Raw genomic sequence first — 22,551 nt, forward strand, 5'->3', positions numbered from 1 at the left:
ACCAGCATGTTTGCGTAACTGCCGGGGTGACGGGTAGTAAAGTGTGAGCGCGACGTTATTTTTGCGCAAACGCCCACACCATGATCGGAACATCCGGTTCGTTTTCCAACGAATGTACAGCTTGGTCATAGGCTTCAGCGCGATAGACCGAGCCAACAAAGTTGGCATTGACGCATGCGCGATTACCCCAGGAACCAGTGATGATCTTGTCCGGCGCGAAGCCGGCATATTCAAACAGATTCCGTAAGCCTGCCTCCGTCCAGCGCGTGTAATCATGCGGGTGAGCATGAATTCGGATGAAAAACGGCGTTGTCACCAATAAATGGCCGCCAGGGGCCAAGCCCTGATACATGGTGCTGACCCCAACCCAGGGGACAGGAACATGTTCCAACACCTGCTCCGCGATGATGACGTCAAAGCCTTGACCGTCCGCGCGTCGTGCTACGTGCTTCGTGATGTCAAACTGCGGAAAGACAGCGACCGTGTAATCCTTGAAACCAAAGCCCTGCCACGCACAACCAGAAATTTCCAAACAACTCATATTCGAATAATCCAGCGTCTTCATCAGACGCTTGGTTTCTTCGTTCATGACGATGCGGCACCAATGTACCTCCTGGGGTGAAAAGCCGTTCTCATAACGGTTGGTCCACATGGCCAGAAGCCGTTCATTATCCCGTGTCAAAACCTCTGACCGGGTTTCGGCCTGACGCAACGTATGTGGATGAACGATATCGAATTGAGATGGGGAAATCTCTTCCTGCACCGCCCCTCTTGTGAAGAGCAACAGGTTCTGACGGCACCAGATCGGAAAACGTTCATCATCCCAGATGAGGCGACGTAAATTATCCGTTGCGGAAAAGCCACGTGCGGCGAAGGCTTTCACCCAGAAAGAGGGCCATTGGCAGTTCAACAGCCCTTCGCCCGCCTGACCGGGGGCTGTCGCAGCAAAGATGATATTGTCAGCGCGATTGCAGAGATCATCAATCAAGGCATCCGCCTGCTCCGCCGCAATAAACTCCGCAACGCCCAAGGCCAGGGCAAGACGCGGACCATTGTCAGACGTGCGTACATGGTCTGCCACCGCAGCGGCGTTACCGCCAATGTCCACAACACTTGCGCAAGTTGGTACGAACTGGCTGATTGCTTCGGCGAGAAACCGTGCACCATCATCAAGGAACTGACCTCTCGCCTTTTCCATGATCATTCCCTCGTTTGAGAAATTTAGAAAAATGGTTGTCTATAGAAATTATCTACTTAGCGATATCTAATATCAATCTGATATTAGTGTGTAGAATCCATTGCCTTCCGGCCAATACCGTGTCCAGTTTTCCTTAATTCCAATACAGTTAAATGATGCATCTTCAATCTTCCAGCCGCAATCTATAAATAGATTCTGCCACCAATTGAAGGATTTTGCCGTTATATGGGTAATATCTTTATTGTATTCTGGTACAATAAAACTGCCGATATCATCGTCTGCAGCCAAGGGAATGGCTGCAAACACACGCTTGCAGGAATTCTTGGCCCGCACCAGCAGGGTACGAACTTGTTCCTCGGTCAAATGTTCAAAGACATCCTTTGCGATCAGGATGTCATAGTTGCCAACAAAACAATTCTCGTCCTCAACACCCGTGATCAGGCGGCAATGATCGCGCAGCTCTGTATCCACCATGCGGATGGCATATTCCGATACGTCAATCCCTTCGGCATCAATATCGAGAATGCGGAAAGCTTTGACCAGAAAGCCTTTGGCGCAGCCAAAATCAAGTACCCGCTGTCCTTGCTTAAGGCCAAGATTCTGGATCATGAAATGCGCCATACGCAGCGTCATTTCCGGCATCCAGCGATAATTCATATAGCCGGATTTTCCAACAATGACACCTCGTTCGTAATAATCCTCGTCATAGGCTTCTATGAGATTATCGTGCTTAATGGTGTCAGCGTTGGACATTTGTTTTTCCGTCTTTAAGGGAAATTTTGATGCTGAAGATCCTTGGGAACTGAGATGGATGAATAATCCTCAGCATTCGCCAATGACTTCACTGTTGCATTATTGCGCATGAAAAGGCAAGCGTGACAGATTTCACGCGGATCGAAATAGGCGCGCAGAGGTTCGCGGTAGAGTTTTTCAACCTGATCGTTGCGAACGGTCCCCCATTTCGAGGCATTGAAGCGGCGTTCTGAATTGCTGGCTTCGTTCGCTGGCCCTTCCTCGGTCAGAACCGTTACGGAATCGCAGGGATAGCAGTAGGAATGGCCATTATCATCATGGCCAGTCGTATCCCAGAACACGTTATAGGATTGAAGATAGCATTGCCCTTCGCTCCACAGGTCCAGGGCTTCACCTTCGGTCCCATGGTATTTCAACTGCTGGAAGGTGCGGGAAATGGCCTGCCCCTTGGCATCGACCAGACCGGTGCGGAACAGCTTCTCTGCCAGATGATGATGGGCCAGCAACTGCGCTGAACGGCCGAGATTGCAATCGGTCAGCACACGGACATATTCAAAGCCGTTTTCAACGGCAGCCCGATCCAGCCGCAGCAGAATCGCGTCATCCGACCAGGGGCCATCGACATAGGACAGGCCGACAGTGACGGCCGGGTTATGTTTCAGGGTGGCGGGGATATATTGCTTTTCAAACATCCCGCCCGGATAGAAGGCCGATGCCTCCGGCGGGGTCACGGAAATGCGCACCCATTTGAAATGGGTATAGATATCTTCCGGGATTGACTGGGGAAAACCGTTGGTGATCAACCCGAGATCAATATCCCGTTCCGAGAGCCAGCGCACGAATTCAACGAAATGCGGCCAGAGATTAGGCTGACCGCCGCCGGAGAGAATCAGGCCGCGCAACCGGATATCGCAGCCGTGAAGGCGGCGATATTCCTCATTATACTCGGGAAATTGTTCCCGGTTGAAGGCGGCTTGCTCATCATAAAGCGTGGTGACGAAACGCTTGGCTTCTTCCAGCGTGATGCTGTCTTTCTTGTTCCGGGCGATCGTGGAACAGAAATGGCAGCGCGACGCGCAGACCTGACTGTTGGTCATGGTGGCGCGGATGATGGAAGAAAAGCCGGTATCGCGCAGCTTGTGGAATATCGGCCAGTGGGCGGCAAGTTTGGCCCCAGTGGCGGTGAAGCTTTTTTCGGTTGTGCCCAGTTGATGGCGCACATCTTCCGGCTTTGGCGCGACCAGCGCCGCCTCTGCTTCCCCATGGGCCAGGGCGCGGGCCGGAATGGTAAAGGATTCCGTGTGACCACGGCGGTCGAAATTTCGGTAAATGAAGGCGGCGACGTCCGGGCCGATCAAGGGATGATCGATCACAGAGCCATCATCATCCAGCTCAATATAGTTGCTATGGATGGCCCGATGTCCCGCCCCGACCGTGGATATCAAGGTCAGTTCCGGCCGCCCGGCCCGGCGGTTCAGCCCATAGGAGAGCTTGAATCCGCTTGTCTCCAGTTCAACAGGCGGTCCCTCGCCGTTGGCGGCAGAAAGAAAGGCTTCGACCGTCAGCATCGCTTCACACAATCCCGGATAATTTTATTGATCGTACTGCAAACCAACTGTCCCAAGCAAGCACGGGGCGTCATCGGGTGCAGAAGAATCGAGGATATTGGAACTTGGTTGAGGTGCGGGAAGCCAGCGTCAGCTCTTGCGCAAGGGTGCTGATAACTTTTTGACATTTTTACGCAGCACTTTGGCAGGGGCGGTGGGGCACCGTCCTGCGTCCCGGGGCCAGCCCGCGGCGCGTGCCGCCCAAAACTAACCTTAAGTCGCATCCCGCCAATCTCTTATGCAACAAGATGTAGCCCCAAGGCGTTATGGGTTCCGTCTGGTGCCGGCGGCTATCACCTGCCACCATGGGCCCGAGCCCGATGTAACTGGGAAATGTGGAAGATGCGTAAACGGTTCCTGCTGTCGGCCCTGGCCGGTGTATCGCTGTTGGCGGTCGCGCCTGTTATGGCCCAGCAGACGCCCTATGAGGTGGAGATCAAGGGGGTTGATGACCGTCCGGCGCTGCGCGACCTGCTGAACGACGTCTCCCGCCTGGTCTCCCTGAAGGATCAGCCGCCGCCATCGCCCATCGGGCTGCGCCGCCGGGCCGATGCCGATCTGGACCGCATGGTGGCCGCCCTGCGCTCCACCGGCTATTACGATGCCACCCTGGATCTGGAAATTGATGTGGAGAACAGTCCCGCCGAGGTGGTGATCCACGTGGAACGGGGGGAGCGCTACAAGATCGCCCAGGTCACCCTGTCCGGTCCCAGCGATGTGCCGCTGCCGGAACAGACGGTGACGGCGGCAGAACTGGGGCTGGCCGAGGGCGCCCCGGCGGACGGGCCGCAAATCCTGGAGGCGGAGGGCCGTATCGTCCCCCGTTTCGCCGAAAAGGGCTATGCCTATGCCCGCACCCTGGATCGCAAGCTGGTGGTCGACCATGCCAGCCAGACGATGGCGGTGAATTTCAAGGTCGATCCCGGCCCCCGCGTCGCCTTCGGCCCGGTCAGCATCACCGGGTTGCAGGATGTGGAAAACCGCGCCGTGATGCGCCGTCTGCCCTGGCGCCAGGGGGATCAGTACAACCCCGCCACCATGGAGGAGGGGCGCCAGGCCCTGGCGGAACTGGGCGTCTTCTCCTCCGTCCGGATGCGGCTGGAGGATCAGCCCGATGCGCAGAACCAGGCCCCCGTGCTGGTGGATGTGCAGGAACGGGAAATGCGCTATGTCGGCTTCGGCTCAGCCTATTCCACCGAGGATGGTTTTGGCGCCAATGCCTATTGGGGCCATCGTAATTTGCTGGGCGGGGCGGAACAGTTCCGGGTGGGGGCGGAGATCGCCGGCGTCGGCCGGCGCGGCACCACCACCGACGTCAAGGAATTGGATTACCGCCTGATCACCACCTACAAAGAGCCGGATTTCCTCTCCCGCCGCCAGTCACTCAACCTGACGGCAGAGGCGGTGTCGGAACGGCCCGATGCCTATCGCCGCGACGCGCTGGTCTTCACCGCCGCCGTCAATCGGCGCTTTTCCAAGCAATTGACCGGCAGCCTGGGTGTCACCGCCGAGCAATCCAAGATCAAAGAGAATGTGCAGACCACCACCAATACCCTGATCGGTTTTCCCCTGGTGCTGACCTGGGATCGCAGCAACAACCTGCTGGACCCGACAGCAGGCTTCCGCTTGTCCGGTACGGTCACCCCCTATTGGGCAGCACTGGGGGACAGCAACAGCTTTGTCATCGGGCGGTTGAACGGGTCCGCCTATCATGATTTTTCCGGCAATGGCCGCTATGTCGGCGCGCTGCGCGGCGTCTATGGCGCGGTGCTGGGCGGCGGGCTGCTGGATGTGCCCGCCGACAAGCGTTTTTATGCCGGCGGTGGCGGGTCCATCCGCGGCTATGGTTATCAGAAGGTCGGCCCGCTGGACGCGGAGCGTAATCCCACCGGCGGCGTCTCGCTGCTGGAACTGGGGGCGGAGATGCGCGTCAAGGTGACGGAAAATATCGGCATCGTGCCCTTTGTCGAGGCCGGCAATGTCTACACCACCGAATATCCCGATTTCGGGGAGGGGCTGCGCTATGCCGCCGGCATTGGCGGGCGCTATTACACCCCCATCGGCCCGATCCGGGTGGATGCCGCCGTGCCGCTGAACCGCCGGAAGGGTGATAATGCCTTCCAGCTTTATGTCAGCATCGGTCAGGCATTTTAAGCAAAGGCGGGGAGGGAATGAACATGCGCTCACCGCTGGCCTGGATCGCCGCCGGTTTCGCCAGCCTGATCGGGCTGGCCGTGCTGATTTTCACCGTTGCCATCATCTGGCTGGGCACCGGATCGGGCCGGGATTTCGTGCTGGCGCAGGCCCGCCAGTCCGTGCCCGGGCTGGGGCTGGAAGGGGCCAGTGGCAACCTGTTTGACCTGCGCCTGACCCGGCTGACCATGGCCGATGCCCAGGGTGTCTGGCTGACGGTGGAAGGTGCGCGGCTGTCCTGGTCGCCCTGGGCACTGCTGTCCCGCCTTGTGTCGGTGGAGGCGCTGACGGCCGACAGGGTGGCGGTGGCCCGCCAGCCCTTGCCCGGACCGGAAGAACCCGCGGACCCCAACGCCGCCCCCTTCCGCCTGCCGGTGGCGATCGATCTGCGGCAGTTGGCCGTGGGGAGGGCGGAATTGGGCCCCGATCTGCTGGGCGGAACGGCGGCTTTGCTGAAGCTGGCTGGCCGCGCCGATATCCCGGCGGGGGCACCGGGTGGGAATGTGCATCTGGACGTGGCCCGGATCGATGACCGGCCGGGCACCTTGACGCTGGATGCCTTCTACCAACCGGGAAGCCGGCTGAAGCTGGCCGCCGTAGCGGCGGAACCGGAAAATGGTCTGGTGGCGGAATTGCTGGATATTCCCGGCCGCCCCGCCTTCACCGTGACGCTGGAGGGCGATGGCCCGCTGACCGACTGGACGGGCAACCTGTCCGCCAAGGCGGGCGATGTGGTGAATGGCCGGGCCCAGGCCCGCATCCGCCCGGCAGCCGACAAGCTGACCTTCGGGCTGGAGGCGGATGGCAATATCCAGGCCCTGTTGCCGGCCAACTGGCGCGCCCTGGTCGGGCCGGAACTGAAGCTGGGGGCTGGCGGGCTGATCCATCCCGGCAAGGAGATTGTGCTGGATGGTGTCTCCATCCAGATTGCCGCCGGTACGCTGGCCGGCGGCGGCGCTTACAATCTGACGACCAAGGCGGTCAATCTGGGCACCTTGATCCAGGTGCCGGCGGAATCGGCCCTGCACGCCTTCCTGGGCGAGACCCGCTATTTCGAGACGGCGCGGGGCACCGTCACCATGACTGGCACGCCGCAGGTGCCCAAGCTGGTGACGGATTTTACCGTGATGGCCCCGCGTTTTGCTGAATTCGGCGCCGACAGCGTGACCTTGAAAGGCACGGCGGCGGCCGAAGGCTCGCTCGACCGTATCGTGCTGGATCTGACCAGTGCGCTGGAAGGGATGCGCGGCGGCGGCATCACCAATCAGCGTGGCACGCTGGCCCTGACGGGCGATATCCGGGTACCGCAGCAAAGTATCAATATTACCAGCCTGTCCCTGGATGGCCCGCTGCTGAAGGCCAGCGGCAAGGGTGCCTTCACCCAATGGGGGGCGGCGGGCCAGGCCGATCTGGTGTTGGAAAGCCCCAATCTTGCCACCCTGTCGCCCTTGGCCGGGCGTGACCTGTCGGGGGCACTGGCGGCGGATGTCACCCTGAAACGGGCAGGCGGGGAGTTGACGGCCAGCATCAAGGCGCGTGGCCGCGACCTGAAAACCGCCACACCGGCGGCCGACGCGCTGCTGGGGGCGACCACCGATCTGTCGGTCACCCTGTCTGCCGGCAAGGAAATCCAGTTGCGCGATCTGGTGCTGACCAGCCCGCACCTGGACCTGCGCGGCGCGGTGGCGCTGGCGGGCCAGCGCCTGACCAGCGATCTGACGGCGAAGATTGATGATCTCTCGCCGCTGGGGCCTGCCCTGGGCATGGCCATGGCGGGCGGTGTGACCGCCAGCATCAAGGCGGAAGGACCGGAGGGGGCGACCCGGCTGGCCCTGCGGCTGGATGGCAGCAATCTGGTGCTGGACGGGTTGCAGGTGGGGGCGGCGCAGGTCACCTTCACCGGCCAGGGCGGGCCGAAATCAGCACGCGGCAAACTGTCGGCGGAAACCAGCGTCATCGGCCAGCGCGTTGCCGCCAATGGCGATATCGCGCTGGAGGGTGACCGGCTGGCGCTGGACAATCTGTCCGCGGTGATCGGTATCAACCGCATCGATGGCGGCATCCGCACCAACCTGTCCACCGGCACGGCGGAAGGCAAGCTGACGGGGACGGTGCCGGACCTGGGTATCATCGGCTTCATTGCCGGGGATGAGGTCTGGGGCAATGGCCGGTTCAGCCTGGATCTGGCGGTGGTGCGCGGGCAGCAGCAGGTTTCGTTCACCGCTGATTTCAAGGAAATCTGGCGCCGCTGGCATGGCCAGCGCATTGCCGCCGTGGCGGTGGACAGCAAGGTGGAGGATGCGCTGGCCAAGCCGGTGCTGGATGTCAGCCTGCAGGCCAAGGGCATTGATCCCGGCAACGCCCATGTCGATACGCTGACCGCCACCGCCAAGGGGCCGCTGACCGGCACGGCGGTGACCCTGGACCTGTCCGGCAAGGCGTCCGCGCCGGTGAAGGTCTCCCTGGCCGGTACCTTCTCCACGCCGGAGAACAAGGAAGGCGGCGGGGTGATGCTGCGCCTGCTGCTGTCACGCTTCACCGGTTCTTATGGGGATACCGGGTTCCAGACGGCGCAGCCGGCGGAACTGGCCTATGGCACGGGTGTGGTGCTTGTGAAGGATCTGGCCCTCATCTCCGGTGACAGCCGGGTGGTGATGAATGCCGACCTGAACCGCCGAGCCCTCTCGGCGCGGGCGGAGATGGTAAAGGTGCCGCTGACCTGGGCCCGCATCATCGATCCCACCCTGACACTCTATGGGGAGCTGAACGGCACGGCCAGCATCGGCGGCACGGTGGCGGCCCCGGAAGGTACTTTGTCACTGAAGCTGGACCGCTTCTCCATCACCCCGCCGGTGGAAAAGGGGCCGGCGCCGCTGGGGGCCGAACTGGCCGCCACCTGGCGGCATGGCCGCGTGGCCCTGACCGCCAAGCTGGATAGCCAGGGCGGTGGTGTGGGGCTGACGGCGCGCGGGGAACTGCCCCTGGTGATGGATGGCAATGCCACAGCCATTTCCCTGCCCGATGATCAGCCGATCAGCGGCCGGCTGGAAGGGGATATGGCGTTGAACCGTTTCAACGATTTCCTGGCCGGCAGCGGGGACCGGCTGGGCGGCCAGATGAAGGTGGATCTCTCGCTGGCCGGCACGCTGGCCCACCGCCAGCTTTCCGGCACGGTGGAGCTGCAGGGGGCCTCTTATGAGAACCAGGAATGGGGCACGCGGATCACCGATATCACTGCGCTGATGCAGGGCGATCCGGAAGGGCTGGTGATCCGCAGCTTTGATGGCAAGACGCCCGGCGGCGGGCAGGTCAGCCTGGCCGGCTCCATCGGCTTCCGGCCGGAGCGGGGTGACCGGCAGATCGACCTGAAACTGACGGCGCGCAAGGCCAGGCTGGCCCAGATCGACATGGTGGAGGCGACGGCCGGGGCGGCCATCGCCGTCACCGGCACGCTGACCGACATATTGGTGGCCGGACGGGTGGATGTGGAGGAGGCGCATGTCCGCATCCCCGACAAGCTGCCGACCTCTGTGGCCGATCTGCCGGTGGTGGAGATCAACCATCCCCGCCGCATTGCCCCGCCAGCGGGCGCCAGTTCTGCGGTGGCACAGCCGGTGGGCGCCCCGCCCAAGGCGTTGGTGGTGCGGCTGGAAGTGGATGTGGAGGCGCCCAACCGCCTTTATGTCACCGGCCGGGGGCTGGATGCGGAACTGAAAGCCTCCCTGAAGGTGCGGGGCACGCTGGATGATCCCAGCGTTTCCGGCCCCATCTCCCTGGTGAAGGGCGATCTGGCCTTGCTGGGCCAGACCTTCACCATTGCCCGGTCCAACATCACCTTTGATGGCAGCCTGGACCCGACCCTGGATGTGGAAGCCCGCACCCAGCGCGGTGAGTTGACGGCCATTGTCGCCATCGGCGGCCGCCCGTCCAAGCCCAGCGTCAAGCTCAGCTCCCAGCCGCCCTATCCGGAGGATGAGGTGCTGGCCCGGCTGCTGTTCAACCGGGGTGCCGGTCAGTTGTCGGCCCTGGAGGCGCTGCAACTGGCCCAGAGTGCCGCGCAACTGACCGGCCTGTTCGGCGGCGGGCCGGGGCTGGTGGATAATGTCAAACGCTCGCTCGGCGTCGACCGGCTGGAATTCCGGGGGTCCGAGAATGGCACCGGGGCCGGCACCGTCGCTGCCGGCCGCTATATCGGCGAGAATCTCTATGTCGGGGTGGAGCAGCAGTTGGGCACGGGCGAAAGCAAGGCCACGGTTGAATATGGCATCACCCAGCATATCAAGGCGCGTGGCGAACTGGGCACCGAAAGCAAGGTGGGCGTGCAGTTTGAATGGGATTACTGAACCGGTGCTGAGCCGGAAGGGGTAGGAGCGCCCCAAACGGCTGTACCGCCCCCGCTTTCTTGCTCCCCCGTCGCACCTGCAGGAATAAAGGGCGAGCCCTTCACTTGCGCCTGCCCGGCGCTTTCTCAGGACGGGGAACCGCCATGAGCGACATTATCCGCAATTATCTGGATGAGCTGGAGTCCAAGGCCATACGCTGGCGGATTTTCTGCCGCGATTATGCCAGCGCCTATCATCTGGCCCATGACCAGTATAAGGCAACCTGGGCAGCGCAGGAGAAGAGCGACAAGGAAAAGGCGGAGATGATCGTGCTCGCCTTGTCGGTCGCGTCCAGCACGGTGCTGATGGCGGCCTTTGCCACCAACTCCCTGCGCGTGCTGGCCAGCCGCGCCGCCCTGAATGTCATTTGCAACAATAACCTGAACCGCACCTTCAACGCGCTGCATCTGGTCAGCAACAACAAGGCGGCAATGTTCGCCCTGGGGGCCGTGATGGATGCGGCCGATGCCAGGGCGAAGAAATATATCGAGGAAAAGGCCGGCACGCTGACCCGTTCAGCCCCCACGCCTGCGGTCACCAATCCGGCCGTCCTGCAGAATGACCTGATCAATTATGTGGAGAGCAACCAGCTCTATGCCATGGAGGTGGCCTTTGCCATCCGCGACGACAAATCCCTGTCGGAAGCGGATCGCGCCATCCTGGTGGGCAGCCTGAAGAAGGCGCCCTTGTTCAAGCCGCCGGTGAACGAGATCAAACGGGAACGGCTGACCGACCATATCGAACTGTCGCTGCATATGTCGGCCATGCTGGATTCCGATTTTCTGGTTGATATCCCGATGCGGGAAGCCAGCCTGGGTGGGGGCATTGCCGCTGCCCTGGGGACCCGCGAACGACCGATCCAGCAATTGCCTTCCGCCCCGGATTATCCGCGCGGAGCCCCCACCCGCAGCTTCCTGGGGGGTGTCCATGCGCAGCAGATGATCCGGGTTGCCCGGCCGGGCGATGTGGTGCAGTCCAAGATTGATGAGCTGAACGGCCGCATCTTCAATGAGAAATTCTTCTCCGCCAATAGCTGGCAGGGCGGGCAGAACGGCCCGATGCCGGTGCTGCTGCGGGCGGAAACGACGCTCAACCGGCTGGCGGAGGCGTCGCGTCCGCTGCAACTTGATGCGGCACGGGTATGAATATGCGGGGGCAGGAGCTGTCACTATTGAAATGGTCCGGCCTGCTGCTGGTGCTGACGGCCCTGCTGTTGACCGGCTGCTCCCGGTCGGGGGAGGCCGGCAAGGCCGATGAAGCCATGCTGCGGATGGAGCATGTGGAGCCGTTTTACCGCTCCATCCCGCAGATACTGGATGCGGCCGGCGGGGTGGCCCGCAAGGATTTCGGGGCCGGTGTCGATGCTGACCTGGCCTTGCTGCGCCCGGTGATGGAGGCGGCTTTCAAGGTCGAGCCTATGCTGGCACGGGCGCGTCAGGATCTGAAGGCGGTGGAGATAGGCAATGCCGACCTGTCCGCTTTCCTGCTTGCCACCGATGCCTTCATGCAGGCCCAAGCTGCCATAGAGGCGGAAAACAAGACATCCCCCGACAAGGTGCGGCAAGCGGCCGCCGAAGCCTATGCGCAGCGGGCGGATAAGAACCGGATCGAGAATCTGGCCCGAAACATGGCCATTACCGACATTCAGGTCGAAGGTGCGCTGCTGGGGCGGCGGCTGCAGGAAGCTGCCGCTTTCCGCCACGTTGAAGAACCCGCCGCTTGGCAGCGATTGGATGATCAGGGCCTGGAAAACGACGCGACGAAATTCGTGCAACGGACAAGGGCGGAGGGGGACAGAGCCTATTCCCCCTTCCGTGATGATCTCCTGCGGGGTGTCGCCCAGGAAATGTTGATGATCGTGCTGCTCCGGCTCCCGGAACCGTCGCTGAAGGCTTTGGAGGATTTTTATAGCAGCGATGTCGGAAAGGCCAAACGCAAGGCCCTGGTTGCGGCGGTTGCTGCGCAGAGCGATGCGGATACCAAGGAAATGATGATCGAATATCTGCGGCAACTGCGCTGATCCGTTTCGCCGCAGCCACGATTCCGGGGAGTGGTTGCGGCACACATCGCCTTGCCGCCGCCGCAAAGCTGGTTCTATAGTCGTGCCGACTTTTTGGATCAGGAGACACCCCGACGTGCGCGGCCTTGACCTTTCCCCGCTCTCCCGCCGTTCCATGCTGGGCCTTGGTGCCGGTGCCGCCGTGCTGTCGGCCCTGCCGGCCTGGGCGCAGACGGCACCTGCCGCCCCCGCCCTTGATATCAAGGCGGCCACCTCGGAAATCGTCTATGGCGACCCCAAGGCCAAGGTGACGGTGGTGGAATATGCCTCGCTGGCCTGTTCCCACTGCGCCGATTTTGAAATCAACATGCTGCCCACCTTCAAGAAGGAATTCATCGATCCCGGTGAGGTGAAGCTGATCTTCCGGGACTTCCCGATGAATGCGCCGGGCCTGCGCGCCCATATGCTGATGCGCTGCGCCGGCGGGGCCAAGGGGCTGGCGCTGAAGACGGCGATCATGAAGTCGCAGCATAGCTGGCTGAACCAGGATTATCTGAAGCACCTGTCCCAGATCGCCCGGCTGTCGGGGATGAGCCAGGAACAGTTCGATGCCTGCACCAGCAACAAGCAGCTGGAAGATTTCCTGATCAAGAGCCAGTACACGGCCAGCCAGGAAAAGCAGATCAACTCCACCCCCACCTTCATCGTCGATGACAATTATGTCGTCATGGGCGCCAAGCTGGATGAGCTGACGGAAGCGGTGCAGAAGGCCGGGGCCAAGCGCAAGGCTTCTTAACAATTCCTCCGCCCGGCACTTGAGGGAATTGGCAAATACCAAGAGCCATGATTCATGGCTCTTGGTATGAGATAGATTGACGGGGGTGGTGCCCGCTGGCACCACCCCCGTTTGCGTTCCATCCCTTCCCGTTTTTGTGAATCCGACAGCCCGTGCAGTTCACCAAGCTTCGCCTTTCCGGCTTCAAATCCTTCGTTGACCAGACCGAACTGCTGATCGAGCCGGGCATGACCGGCGTGGTCGGCCCCAATGGCTGCGGCAAATCCAACCTGCTGGAAGCCCTGCGCTGGGCCATGGGGGAGACCTCGGCCAAGCGGATGCGCGGGGAGGATATGGATGACGTCATTTTCGGCGGCACGACCACGCGGCCGGCGCGCAATATCGCCGAAGTGACCATGGTGCTGGGCAATGATGGCCGCACCGCGCCACCGCCCTTCAACGAGTTTGACGAGCTGGAAATCACCCGCCGGCTGGAACGCGGGTCGGGGTCGGATTACCGCATCAATGGCAAGCTGGTGCGCGCCCGCGATGTGCAGATCCTGTTTGCCGACAATGCCTCAGGCGCCAACAGCCCGGCGCTGGTCAGCCAGGGCCGGGTGGGGGCGCTGATCAATGCCAAGCCGGCGGACCGCCGGCAATTGCTGGAAGAGGCGGCTGGCATCAGCGGCCTGCACGCAAGGCGGCACGAGGCGGAATTGCGCCTGCGCGCCGCGGAAACCAACCTGACCCGGCTGGATGATGTGCTGGGCACGCTGGATGCCCAACTGCAAACCCTGCGCAAACAGGCCAAACAGGCCGCCCGTTATCGCAATGTGCAGGAAAATATCCGCCAGACGGAGGCGCGCCTGCTGCATATCCGCTGGCAGGATGCCGAAGGGGCGCTGACCCGCGCCCGTTCCGGCCATGCCCGCGCGGATGAGGCGGTGCGACAGGCCATGCTGGCCGGCACGACCCTGGCTGAAAGCCGGGCCGCCATCGCTGCCACCCTGCCGCCCAAACGCCAGGCGGAGGCCGACGCCGCGTCAGCCCTGCAACGGCTGGTGCTGGCGCGCGAACAACTGGCGGCAGAGGAAGCGCGCGTTGCGGAGGCCCAATCTGCCACCCAGCGCCGGCTGGCCCAGATCGCGTCCGACCTGTCGCGCGAACGCGCACTCGCCACCGATGCCGACAATGCCCTGCTGCGCCTGCGCGAAGAACGCCAGCAATTGCTGGATGCCCAGGCCGAGGAGGCGCTGGACCAGGAGGAGGCGCAGGAGGCCCTGTTGACCGCCCGCGATGCGGTGGAACAGGCCGATCTGGCCCTGGCCGCCTTGCTGGAACAGGCCGGTGCCGAAGAAACGGCGCGCAATACCCAGTTGAGCCGCCTGCGGGACCAGCAGGCACGGCTGGCCACGCTGGACCGCCGGCTGGCCGAACAGCAGGCCCAGGCCGACCTTTTGCGCCAGGGGCTGGATGGCGGGCTGGAACTGGCCGCCGCCGAGGAGGCGCTGGCCCTGGCCGAGGAACGGCTGGAACTGGCGCGGGAAGAGGCGGAAAATGCCGAAGCCGCCAAGGGGGAGGCCGACCGCGCCCTGGAACGCGCACGGGCCGAGGCTGCCGGTGCCCAGGCGCGCAGCCGCGACGCGCTGACCCAGGCGGAATCCCGCTTCACCCGCATCAAGGCCGAATGCGACGGTCTGCGCGCCCTGCTGGGGCTGGACGAGGCTGACCTGTTCCCGCCGCTGATCGATGCGGTGACAGTGACCGCTGGTTATGAACAGGCGCTGGCGGCAGCACTGGGCGATGATCTGACGGCCCCGCTGGATGCCGCCGCCAATATCTATTGGCGCGATCTGCCGCCCTTGCCGGAAGGCACGGCCCTGCCGGACGGGCTGACCGCGCTGACCGCCTATGTGAAGGCCCCGGCGGCGCTGGGCCGCTGCCTGCCGCAGATCGGGGTGGCGAAGGATGCCGCCCAGGCTGCCGGCTTGTCGACCCGGCTGCTGCCCGGCCAGATGATCGTCACCCGCGATGGTGGGGCCTGGCGCTGGGACGGGTTGACCCGCAAGCCCGGTGCCCCCACCGCCGCCGCCATCCGCCTGACCCAGCGTAACCGCTTGGCCGAATTGGAAATGGAGCTGGATGCGGCGGAAGAGGTGCTAGCCACGGCGCGCGAGGCCCATGCCAGTGCCCGCGAACAGGCCGCCCGCCGGGAAGGGGAGGCACGGCAAGCCCAGGATCAGGCCGCCCAACGTGACCGGCAGGCGCGCGAGGCCGTGCGCGGTGGCTTCCGTGCCGTGGAACAGGCACGCGACGGGCTGGCCCGCCGCAAGGCCGATGCCGATGCCGCCGCTGCCAAGCTGGACGCCCTGCTGGGCAGCCTGACGGCGCTGCAAACCGACCGGGCGGAGGCCGCAACGGCGGAGGCGGAAGCGCAGGCGGCGCTGGATGCGCTGCCCGATGCCGCCATTGCCCGCAATGCCATCGCCCAATCCCGCGCCCGCCAAGCGGAACTGCGCGCCGCCCTGGCCAACCGGCAGACCCGCGCTGACCAGTTGCTGCGGGAGGCCGAACAGCGCCGCCGCCGCCTGTCGCTGCTGCAACAGGAAGAACAGGGCTGGGCCGCCCGCGTGGAGGGGGCGGCCAGCCGGTTGGCTGAGTTGGAACAACGCGCCGCCGAAGGGCGGGAGGAACTGGAAACCCTGGCCGAGCGCCCCCTGGCGATCCAGGAGGAGCGCCGCTTGCTGGCCGCACAAATCCAGACCGCCGAGCGCCATCGGGCCGAGGCACTGGCCGCCTTGCAGGCGGCTGAGGCGGAGCTGGCCGAGGCTGAACAGGCCCGCACCAAGGCGGAAACCGCCCTGGCCGACGCGCGTGAAGCCCGCGCCCATGCCGAAGCCGCCGTTTCACAGGCCCTGCAGCATATGCAAGCCCTGGCCGAACGCATTGCGGAAAAGCTGGATTGCGAGCCGCATCGGATCGCCGCTGCCACCGGCATTGATTTCGACGCTGATGACGAGCGGCCTGACCCGGCGGCCCTGGAACAACGCCTGTCGAAATTGCTGGAGGAGCGGGAGCGCATCGGCCCCGTCAACCTGCGCGCCGAGCAGGAGGTGGAGGAGATGGAAGCGCAGATCGGCACCATGACAGCGGAAAAGGAAGACCTGACCGCCGCCATCGCCCGCCTGCGCCAGGGCATCAATGGCCTGAACCGGGAGGCGCGGGAACGGCTGCTGGCCAGCTTTTCCAAGGTGGATGCGCATTTCCAGGATCTGTTCACCCGCCTGTTCGGCGGCGGCTCGGCACATCTGAAACTGACGGAAGCTGAAGACCCGCTGGATGCGGGGCTGGAAATCTATGCCAGCCCGCCGGGCAAGAAATTGCAGGTGCTGTCGCTGCTGTCGGGCGGGGAACAGGCGCTGACGGCCCTGGCCCTGCTGTTCGCCGTGTTCCTGTGCAACCCCGCCCCCATCTGCGTGCTGGATGAGGTGGACGCCCCCTTGGACGAGGCCAATGTCGGCCGGTTCTGCGACATGGTGGAAGAAATGGCCCGCAGCGGCGCCACGCGCTTCCTGATCGTCACCCATCACCGGCTGACCATGGCCCGCATGGACCGGCTGTTTGGCGTGACCATGATGGAGCGGGGCGTTTCCAAACTGGTATCGGTCGATCTGGCCCGCGCGGCGGAAATGGTGGAGAGCTGACGACAATTCCTTTTCGTCACATTGCAACGCCGCCTTGGCGATGCCATTTTGCCATGACAGGAAAACAGGTCGGTCAGCGTATCAGGAGAGGGATCAACCCTTTCCGGTCCGCCGACCGGACGGGGCGGCAGAAGCAGGGCCCGCTGATCGGGCCCGGGACGCATGTTGAGGAGTATGCACCATGGTTTCTCGTCTGAAGACGGGCGTGCGTTTGGCCGCGGGCGCGGCCGCGCTGCTGGGCCTTGCCGCCTGCGCCAACCCGCAGGCCGATCAGGCGCTTTACGCCCAGCAGGCCTTCGTCGGTATGCCCAAACAGACCCTGCTGTCCTGCGCCGGGGTGCCGACGCGGACAGCCACGGTCGATAATGTGGAATATTACACCTATACCAGCGAGCGGCTGGTGACCATTCCGGGCAGCCCGCGCTTCTCCGCTGCCTATGGCTATTACCGGCCCTGGTCGCCCTGGTATGGCTATGGCTGGGGGCCGGGCCCGTTCGATTATCCGGAGACGGAGACGCGCGACTGTCAGGCCACCTTCACGGTGAAGGATGGTGTGGTGCAGCGCATCGTCTATGGCGGCGCCAGCCAGGGGCCGAGCGCCCGGCTGGGTCAATGCTATCGCATTGTGGAAAACTGCCTGGCGCTGATCCCGCAGCAAGGCCAGTTGCAGCGCTGATTTTCCCGTTATTCCAACCCGCCTGAAGGTCAAGCTTCAGGCGGGTTGGAATAAGGTTACCGGCGGCCGGCGACGAAGGCCGACACTTTTTCCCGCAACTGACGAAAATTGCGGTCCAGATCGGCGGTCGCCATCAGCATGGTTTCAGAGCCCGCCCCGCTCTGCTGCGCCATCTCGCCTAGCTGTTCCACATTTTTGGCCAACTGGCTGACACCGGCGGCCACGCTGTCGGCGCGGCTGGCAATGTCGCGCGTGGTGGCACCCTGTTCTTCGGTGCTGGCGGCAATCGCACTGGAGATTTCGTTCATCTGGCCCAGCACCTTGGTGACGGTCCGGATGGCGTCCACACTCATCTGCGACTGGTTCTGGATGGCGGCAATCTGCTCGGCAATTTCCCCGGTGGCCCGGGCGGTCTGGGTTGCCAGGCTCTTCACCTCACCGGCCACCACGGCGAAGCCCTTGCCGGCCTCCCCGGCGCGGGCGGCTTCGATGGTGGCATTCAGGGCCAACAGGTTGGTCTGGCTGGCAATCTCATTGATCAGGTTGACCACGGTGCCGATCTGCCCGGCCATGTCGGCCAAACCTTGGATCAGTTCATTGGCGTGATGCGATTCCCCCTCCGCCGTGCGGGAGATGCCGGTTGCCTCTGCCACGCGGCGGTTGATCTCATCAATGGAAGCGGACAATTGGCCGGCGGCGGCGGCCACTTCCTGGGTGTCGGCGGAGACGCGCCGGGCGGCAGCATTGGCCGCGCCCATCTGGGCTTTGCTCTGTTCAGCCAGATCGGCATTCTGGGTGGCGGCATCCTGCAGGGCGGCCGAGGCGGTGGCGAAGCCATCCACCACAATGTTCACCTCATCTGCCAGCTTGCCGCTGCGTTCACGCGATTGCCAGAGGTCGGCAATGTCTTTCCAGTATACCAGGACATGGGTTTCCCCCTTGAACGGGAAGGGGATCAGGGTCACTTCCACCGGCAGCGGGCTGCCATCCAGCGCCCGGTGCATCCATTCGAATCGACGGAATCCATCGCGGATCGCCTCATGCAGGTAGGCGCCCGCCACCTCGGCGGAGACCCGCCCATCGGGCTGCCGTTCCGGGGACAAGGCGCCGGGCAGCACGCCGCGCAACTGTTTGGCATCCTTGGCCTTGATGAATTTCAGCGCGGCGTCGTTGGAAACGACGAAGCTGGTGGTGTTGGCTACCAGCATCGGGTCCGGTGACTTGTCAAAGGCAATGCGCCGGAAAGTCTCCATCAGCGCTTCATCATCGGTGATCACAGCGCTGGTCTGGGTTGCAGGGCTGATCCAGAGCCCCGCCAGAATGGCTGCCAACCCGATGAAGAGACCCAGCCAGAAGAGACCGCTGGTCAGGCTGCCCCCGCCCACCAGAAGGGCGATGGCCAAACCCGCGACCGCCACCCCGATCCGTAGCATTTTATCTTTTTGCATCAATTTCTTGCCCCATTTCGACGCCACTGTAAGGTAGCGCTATCTAGAGCAATTAAATTTATGTAATCGAACTATACTATTGCTCGGAATGCTGGTCGGCCCCCCATTTGTTGCGCAGCGACATGAAAAGGGAAGCCCAAGGCAATCTCACTGGGAGGGCAGATGTTTTCCCAGTGCCCAGCGCGACAAATACATAAACGGCGTGTCCAGTAAAGACAAGGCGACACGTAAACCATAGGTGCCCAGGATATAGGTGAAGAAAAGCGCCTCCCAGCCCACCGGCTCTGGCGCGAACACGACCCAGGCCAGCACGCTGAACATTACATTATCCACCAGCGATGACAGCATGGTGCTGCCATTATTGCGCAACCACAGGTGCCGGTCGCCGGTGGCCCCCCGGATGCGCTGATAGACCCAGACATCGAACAGCTGGCTGGTGAGATAGGCGGTCATGCCGGCGGCGAACAGGGCCGGGGCCGGTGTGAACAGGGCGGCGATATGGTCCTGCATCCCCAAAGCCCAGGCCATATCCGTACCGGCCTGTTCTGGCGTCATGGGTCGGAAGCCCAGCGTCAGCATCATCAGCAGGGTGAACAGCAGATAGGCGGCAAAGGACAGGAAAACGGCGCGGCGCGCAGCAGCGCGGCCGAAATGTTCGGTCAGGATATCGGTTGCCAGATAGGTGGAGCCGAACAGCACCGTGCCCATGGCCACGGGATGGTCATAGAAGCCGAACTGCACGGCCTTCAGCACCTCTACATTGGCGCCGATCACGGCAACGGCGATGTAGAGATAGAGCCCCGCCGCCCCGAACAGCCGCGCCATCAGCAGGATGGCACCGAAACAGAACAGCGCCTGAAACAGCAGCAGTGCTTCCGGTGGCACCTGATTAAGGAAAGCGATGAGATCGGTGGGCGAGAGCGACATGGCAGGCGAACCGGCAAGGGTGACTGATACCAAGGGGCATGGGACATGACCCTTGTGGCCGGCGACCGCCGGCCCGCCGCTCGTGCGGCGTAAGCCAAGCTGCCGGAGGCAGCGCCCGGCGCTTGAGGGGGCAGGTAAATACCAATACCCCAAACGGCAGCGGCCCCGCGAAACGCCCGGATGGGGTTTCGCGGGGCCGACAATACCGTCAGCAGCGAACTGGTACCGTCAGACGCCGAATCAGGCGGCGGTCTTGGCGGCCAGCGCCTTCTGGATCTGCTTCTTCACCTTGCGGGCATCAACGTCCAGCTTGGCGTCAGCGATATCCAGCAGGGCGGCGTCCAGGCCACCCTTGTGCTCGATCGTGCGGATGCCGTTGGTGGACAGACGCAGACGGACCATGCGGCCCAGCGCGTCGGACAGCAGGGAGGTTTCCTGCAGGTTCGGCAGGAAGCGCCGACGGGACTTGTTGTTGGCGTGGGAGACGTTGTTACCGGTCTGCACACCCTTGCCGGTCACGGCGCACTTGCGGGACATCGAAACACCTATCTTTAAGCTGCTGGCGGCCCGCGAGAGAGAACTACCGGGCGCACCGGACACGATAAAACCAATCCAGCCAGGGCTTCCCCTGGCCGATGAAGCCGCGTTGATAGACGACACCCGCCCCTGAGTCAAGCCTGCGGGCCGCCTTCATTGCTGCATAGCCGCTTTCAGCCCTGGCGGCCCGGCTCCCGCACCAGCAGCAGCAGGCCCAGCCCCAGTAAGAACAGCACCACCACCGTGCCCATGCCGGCCCGCCGGGTGGCGAACAGGCTGACGGCGAGCCCATAGAAAAGCGGCCCCAGCACGCCCACGGCCCGCCCGGTCAGGGCGTAAAGGCCGAAAAACTCCGTCTCCAGCCCGGCAGGGGCCAGCCGCGCCATCATGGATCGGGCGGCGGCCTGGGCGGGGCCGAAGAAACAGCCCAGCACCAGCCCCAGGAGCAGCAGCCATTGCTGATCAGGCGTGAAATCCAGCGGCAGGTTCAGCGCCGGCGCCCAGCCCCAGGCCGGCGTGCCGATGGCGATCAGCCCGGCACCAGAGAGAATCAGCCCGATGATGGAAATGATCAGCGTCGGCTTGGCGCCGATCCGGTCATCCAGCCAGGCGAATCCGATGGCGCCCAGCCCGGCGGAGACATTCAGCAGGATGGCGAACAGAATCAGCTGCGCTTCCGTCATGCCGAAAATGATCCCGGCATAGATGCCGCCGAAAGCGGTGATGGTGTTGATCCCGTCGCGCCACAGGGCCGATGCCACCAGAAAACGCAGCAGATTGCCGTGGCCGGGCAGGGCGCGCAGGGTGCGGCCCAGCGTGGCCAGCCCGTCGCGCACGATCTGCCCCAGCGGGGCGGCATTGCCCGGCCGGTCCGGCACCAGCAGGAACAGGGGCAGGGCAAACAGCCCATACCAGAGGGCGACCAGCACGGAGGTGGCGCGCACCGGGGCGGCATCCGCCTTGTCCAGCAGGCCGAACAGGGGCGTATCCGTCTGCAACAGCAGCAGCAGACAGCCCATCAGCGATAAAAGCCCGCCAATATAGCCGGTTCCCCAGCCCCAGCCGGAAACCCGGCCCAGATGGCTGGGCGGCGCGATGCCGGGCAGCAGCGCATTATAAAAGACATTGGCCAGCTCGAATGCCGTGCTGGCGACACCGACAATCACCAGGGCCAGCAGCACATAAGATGGGTCGGGCCGCACGAACCACAGCAGCGCGGCCCCCGCCACCGCAATGGCGGTGAAGCCGCCCAGCCAGGGCTTGATCCGCCCACCCTTGTCGGCGATGGCGCCCAGCAGTGGCGACAGCACGGCAATGGCCAGCCCGGAGAGGCCCAGCATGAAGGCCCAGTCGGCCGAAGCCGAATCGGGGTCGGCCGCCACACCCTTGGTGAAATAGACGCTGAAGACAAAGGTGCCGATCACCGTGTTAAAGGCCGACATGGCCCAGTCATAAAGGCACCAGCCGGCCACCGCCGCCTTGCGTCCCTTCAGCGTCTGTTCCAAATGGCATCCCCTTGGCGTCTTCATGGGCTGGATGAGCAGCCTGTCATGGTTGCCGGGGCCGGGCCAAGTGTCTTTGCCGTGACAGCGCCATAATGGTCTTTTTACTGGGAACATGATTTGGTCAGAGGCTGTAAAATGGACCGCCCTTCCACCAGGATGCCGCCATGGGGCTGATCGCCCGTTCCACCGTCCGCCATCCCGGCGCTGCCTTGGGGTTGGCCCTGCTGTCGCTGTTGCCCTGGCAAACGGCACCGGCGGCCCTGCGTGCCTATCGGCTGGGGGCGGAGAATACGCGCGTCGGCTTCAGCGTGCGCTATCTGGCGGTGGCCAAGGCAGAAGGGCGCTTTCCGGCCGTACAGGGCGATGTGACCTTTGATCCTGACAGCGGGCAGGTGGCCGATATCGATGTCACCATCGGCACCGACAGCGTGGATACCGGCCAGCCGGCGCGTGACGCAAGGCTGCGCGGGGAAGGGTTCTTCTGGACCGAACGCTACCCGACCATGCATTTCAAGGGCTTGAGTGTGGAGCGCACCGGCCCCGTCAGCGGCATCATCCGGGGGGAACTGACCCTGCGCGGGGTGACGCGGCCGCTGGTGCTGGATGTGGCCATCACTCCAGATCAGGATGGTGCGCCCGGCCGGCTGTTCATCACCGCCAAGGGGGCTCTGGACCGGCGGGATTACGGCATGGTGGATGGGGTGGCCGGGTTGTTCATCGCCAATAAGGTGGCATTGCGGATTGATGCGACCGGTTTGATACCGGAACCCGCGCCACCTTGATCGGGCCATGCCGCCAAGCCATTTGCACCCTGGCGCCGGGGTAGCGTATTTAGGGTACTGTTCTT

15 protein-coding genes are annotated in these 22,551 nt (G+C 63.4%); 8 read left to right on the forward strand and 7 right to left on the reverse strand.

Annotated features, from left to right (window positions below):
* Nucleotides 1–55: 55 nt before the first annotated feature.
* The 3 genes from PCJ49_RS17880 to PCJ49_RS17890 all read right to left on the reverse strand — a co-directional run bounded on the left by PCJ49_RS17880 (nucleotide 56) and on the right by PCJ49_RS17890 (nucleotide 3,519).
* The gene (locus PCJ49_RS17880) at nucleotides 56–1,198 is read right to left on the reverse strand and encodes a methyltransferase domain-containing protein (protein ID WP_269912134.1); all 1,143 of its coding nucleotides are present in this window, start codon (nucleotides 1,196–1,198) and stop codon (nucleotides 56–58) included.
* A gap of 72 nt (nucleotides 1,199–1,270) precedes the next feature.
* Nucleotides 1,271–1,951 carry a methyltransferase domain-containing protein gene (locus PCJ49_RS17885; protein WP_269912135.1) on the reverse strand — a complete coding sequence of 227 codons (681 nt, stop codon included), beginning with the start codon at nucleotides 1,949–1,951 and terminating at the stop codon, nucleotides 1,271–1,273.
* Nucleotides 1,952–1,965: 14 nt separating this feature from the next.
* Nucleotides 1,966–3,519 carry a hypothetical protein gene (locus PCJ49_RS17890; RefSeq protein ID WP_269912136.1) on the reverse strand — a complete coding sequence of 518 codons (1,554 nt, stop codon included), beginning with the start codon at nucleotides 3,517–3,519 and terminating at the stop codon, nucleotides 1,966–1,968.
* A 381-nt stretch (nucleotides 3,520–3,900) separates the two neighbouring features.
* On the opposite strand from PCJ49_RS17890, the gene PCJ49_RS17895 reads away from it, so the two are divergent.
* The 7 genes from PCJ49_RS17895 (at nucleotide 3,901) to PCJ49_RS17925 (ending at nucleotide 17,287) form a co-directional block, all read left to right on the forward strand.
* Nucleotides 3,901–5,712, forward strand: a complete 1,812-nt coding sequence (locus PCJ49_RS17895; protein WP_269912137.1) for an autotransporter assembly complex family protein — start codon at nucleotides 3,901–3,903, stop codon at nucleotides 5,710–5,712.
* Nucleotides 5,713–5,729: 17 nt separating this feature from the next.
* Nucleotides 5,730–10,094, forward strand: a complete 4,365-nt coding sequence (locus PCJ49_RS17900) for a translocation/assembly module TamB domain-containing protein (RefSeq protein ID WP_269912138.1) — start codon at nucleotides 5,730–5,732, stop codon at nucleotides 10,092–10,094.
* A gap of 143 nt (nucleotides 10,095–10,237) precedes the next feature.
* Entirely contained in the window at nucleotides 10,238–11,278 is a 1,041-nt protein-coding gene (locus PCJ49_RS17905) for a hypothetical protein (protein ID WP_269912139.1), read from the forward strand.
* Nucleotides 11,279–11,280: 2 nt separating this feature from the next.
* Nucleotides 11,281–12,153: a hypothetical protein gene (locus PCJ49_RS17910; RefSeq protein WP_269912140.1), complete on the forward strand. Its 873-nt coding sequence runs from the start codon at nucleotides 11,281–11,283 to the stop codon at nucleotides 12,151–12,153.
* 115 nt (nucleotides 12,154–12,268) lie between these two features.
* On the forward strand, nucleotides 12,269–12,928 hold the full coding sequence (locus PCJ49_RS17915; RefSeq protein WP_269912141.1) for a thioredoxin domain-containing protein: 660 nt from the start codon (nucleotides 12,269–12,271) through the stop codon (nucleotides 12,926–12,928).
* A 152-nt stretch (nucleotides 12,929–13,080) separates the two neighbouring features.
* Nucleotides 13,081–16,611, forward strand: a complete 3,531-nt coding sequence (smc, locus tag PCJ49_RS17920) for a chromosome segregation protein SMC (RefSeq protein WP_269912142.1) — start codon at nucleotides 13,081–13,083, stop codon at nucleotides 16,609–16,611.
* A gap of 181 nt (nucleotides 16,612–16,792) precedes the next feature.
* Nucleotides 16,793–17,287, forward strand: coding sequence for a hypothetical protein (locus tag PCJ49_RS17925; RefSeq protein WP_089286105.1), 495 nt, complete (start codon nucleotides 16,793–16,795; stop codon nucleotides 17,285–17,287).
* A gap of 56 nt (nucleotides 17,288–17,343) precedes the next feature.
* On the opposite strand, the gene PCJ49_RS17930 is transcribed toward PCJ49_RS17925, so the two are convergent.
* The 4 genes from PCJ49_RS17930 to PCJ49_RS17945 all read right to left on the reverse strand — a co-directional run bounded on the left by PCJ49_RS17930 (nucleotide 17,344) and on the right by PCJ49_RS17945 (nucleotide 21,704).
* Nucleotides 17,344–18,735 carry a methyl-accepting chemotaxis protein gene (locus tag PCJ49_RS17930; RefSeq protein WP_269912143.1) on the reverse strand — a complete coding sequence of 464 codons (1,392 nt, stop codon included), beginning with the start codon at nucleotides 18,733–18,735 and terminating at the stop codon, nucleotides 17,344–17,346.
* A 147-nt stretch (nucleotides 18,736–18,882) separates the two neighbouring features.
* Nucleotides 18,883–19,662, reverse strand: coding sequence for a queuosine precursor transporter (locus PCJ49_RS17935; RefSeq protein ID WP_269912144.1), 780 nt, complete (start codon nucleotides 19,660–19,662; stop codon nucleotides 18,883–18,885).
* A 240-nt stretch (nucleotides 19,663–19,902) separates the two neighbouring features.
* The gene (rpmB, locus tag PCJ49_RS17940; protein WP_089286109.1) at nucleotides 19,903–20,199 is read right to left on the reverse strand and encodes a 50S ribosomal protein L28; all 297 of its coding nucleotides are present in this window, start codon (nucleotides 20,197–20,199) and stop codon (nucleotides 19,903–19,905) included.
* 173 nt (nucleotides 20,200–20,372) lie between these two features.
* Entirely contained in the window at nucleotides 20,373–21,704 is a 1,332-nt protein-coding gene (locus PCJ49_RS17945) for an MFS transporter (RefSeq protein WP_269912145.1), read from the reverse strand.
* Nucleotides 21,705–21,868: 164 nt separating this feature from the next.
* Between PCJ49_RS17945 and PCJ49_RS17950 the strand changes: the two genes are divergently transcribed.
* Nucleotides 21,869–22,486 (forward strand): YceI family protein, encoded by a 618-nt coding sequence (locus PCJ49_RS17950; protein WP_269912146.1) that lies wholly within the window; start codon nucleotides 21,869–21,871, stop codon nucleotides 22,484–22,486.
* The last annotated feature ends 65 nt before the right edge of the window (nucleotides 22,487–22,551 follow it).

It is taken from the genome of Niveispirillum sp. BGYR6 (assembly GCF_027568365.1).
GTDB lineage: Bacteria > Pseudomonadota > Alphaproteobacteria > Azospirillales > Azospirillaceae > Niveispirillum.

Bases quoted from the DNA above. Each gene is read 5' to 3' on its own strand.
- PCJ49_RS17910 (WP_269912140.1), top strand. From the start codon at position 11,281: ATGCGGGGGCAGGAGCTGTCACTATTGAAATGGTCCGGCCTGCTGCTG.
- PCJ49_RS17930 (WP_269912143.1), bottom strand. From the start codon at position 18,735: ATGCAAAAAGATAAAATGCTACGGATCGGGGTGGCGGTCGCGGGTTTG.
- PCJ49_RS17925 (WP_089286105.1), top strand. From the start codon at position 16,793: ATGGTTTCTCGTCTGAAGACGGGCGTGCGTTTGGCCGCGGGCGCGGCC.
- PCJ49_RS17880 (WP_269912134.1), bottom strand. From the start codon at position 1,198: ATGGAAAAGGCGAGAGGTCAGTTCCTTGATGATGGTGCACGGTTTCTC.
- PCJ49_RS17885 (WP_269912135.1), bottom strand. From the start codon at position 1,951: ATGTCCAACGCTGACACCATTAAGCACGATAATCTCATAGAAGCCTAT.
- PCJ49_RS17935 (WP_269912144.1), bottom strand. From the start codon at position 19,662: ATGTCGCTCTCGCCCACCGATCTCATCGCTTTCCTTAATCAGGTGCCA.
- PCJ49_RS17895 (WP_269912137.1), top strand. From the start codon at position 3,901: ATGCGTAAACGGTTCCTGCTGTCGGCCCTGGCCGGTGTATCGCTGTTG.
- PCJ49_RS17900 (WP_269912138.1), top strand. From the start codon at position 5,730: ATGAACATGCGCTCACCGCTGGCCTGGATCGCCGCCGGTTTCGCCAGC.
- PCJ49_RS17890 (WP_269912136.1), bottom strand. From the start codon at position 3,519: ATGCTGACGGTCGAAGCCTTTCTTTCTGCCGCCAACGGCGAGGGACCG.
- PCJ49_RS17950 (WP_269912146.1), top strand. From the start codon at position 21,869: ATGGGGCTGATCGCCCGTTCCACCGTCCGCCATCCCGGCGCTGCCTTG.
- PCJ49_RS17905 (WP_269912139.1), top strand. From the start codon at position 10,238: ATGAGCGACATTATCCGCAATTATCTGGATGAGCTGGAGTCCAAGGCC.
- rpmB (WP_089286109.1), bottom strand. From the start codon at position 20,199: ATGTCCCGCAAGTGCGCCGTGACCGGCAAGGGTGTGCAGACCGGTAAC.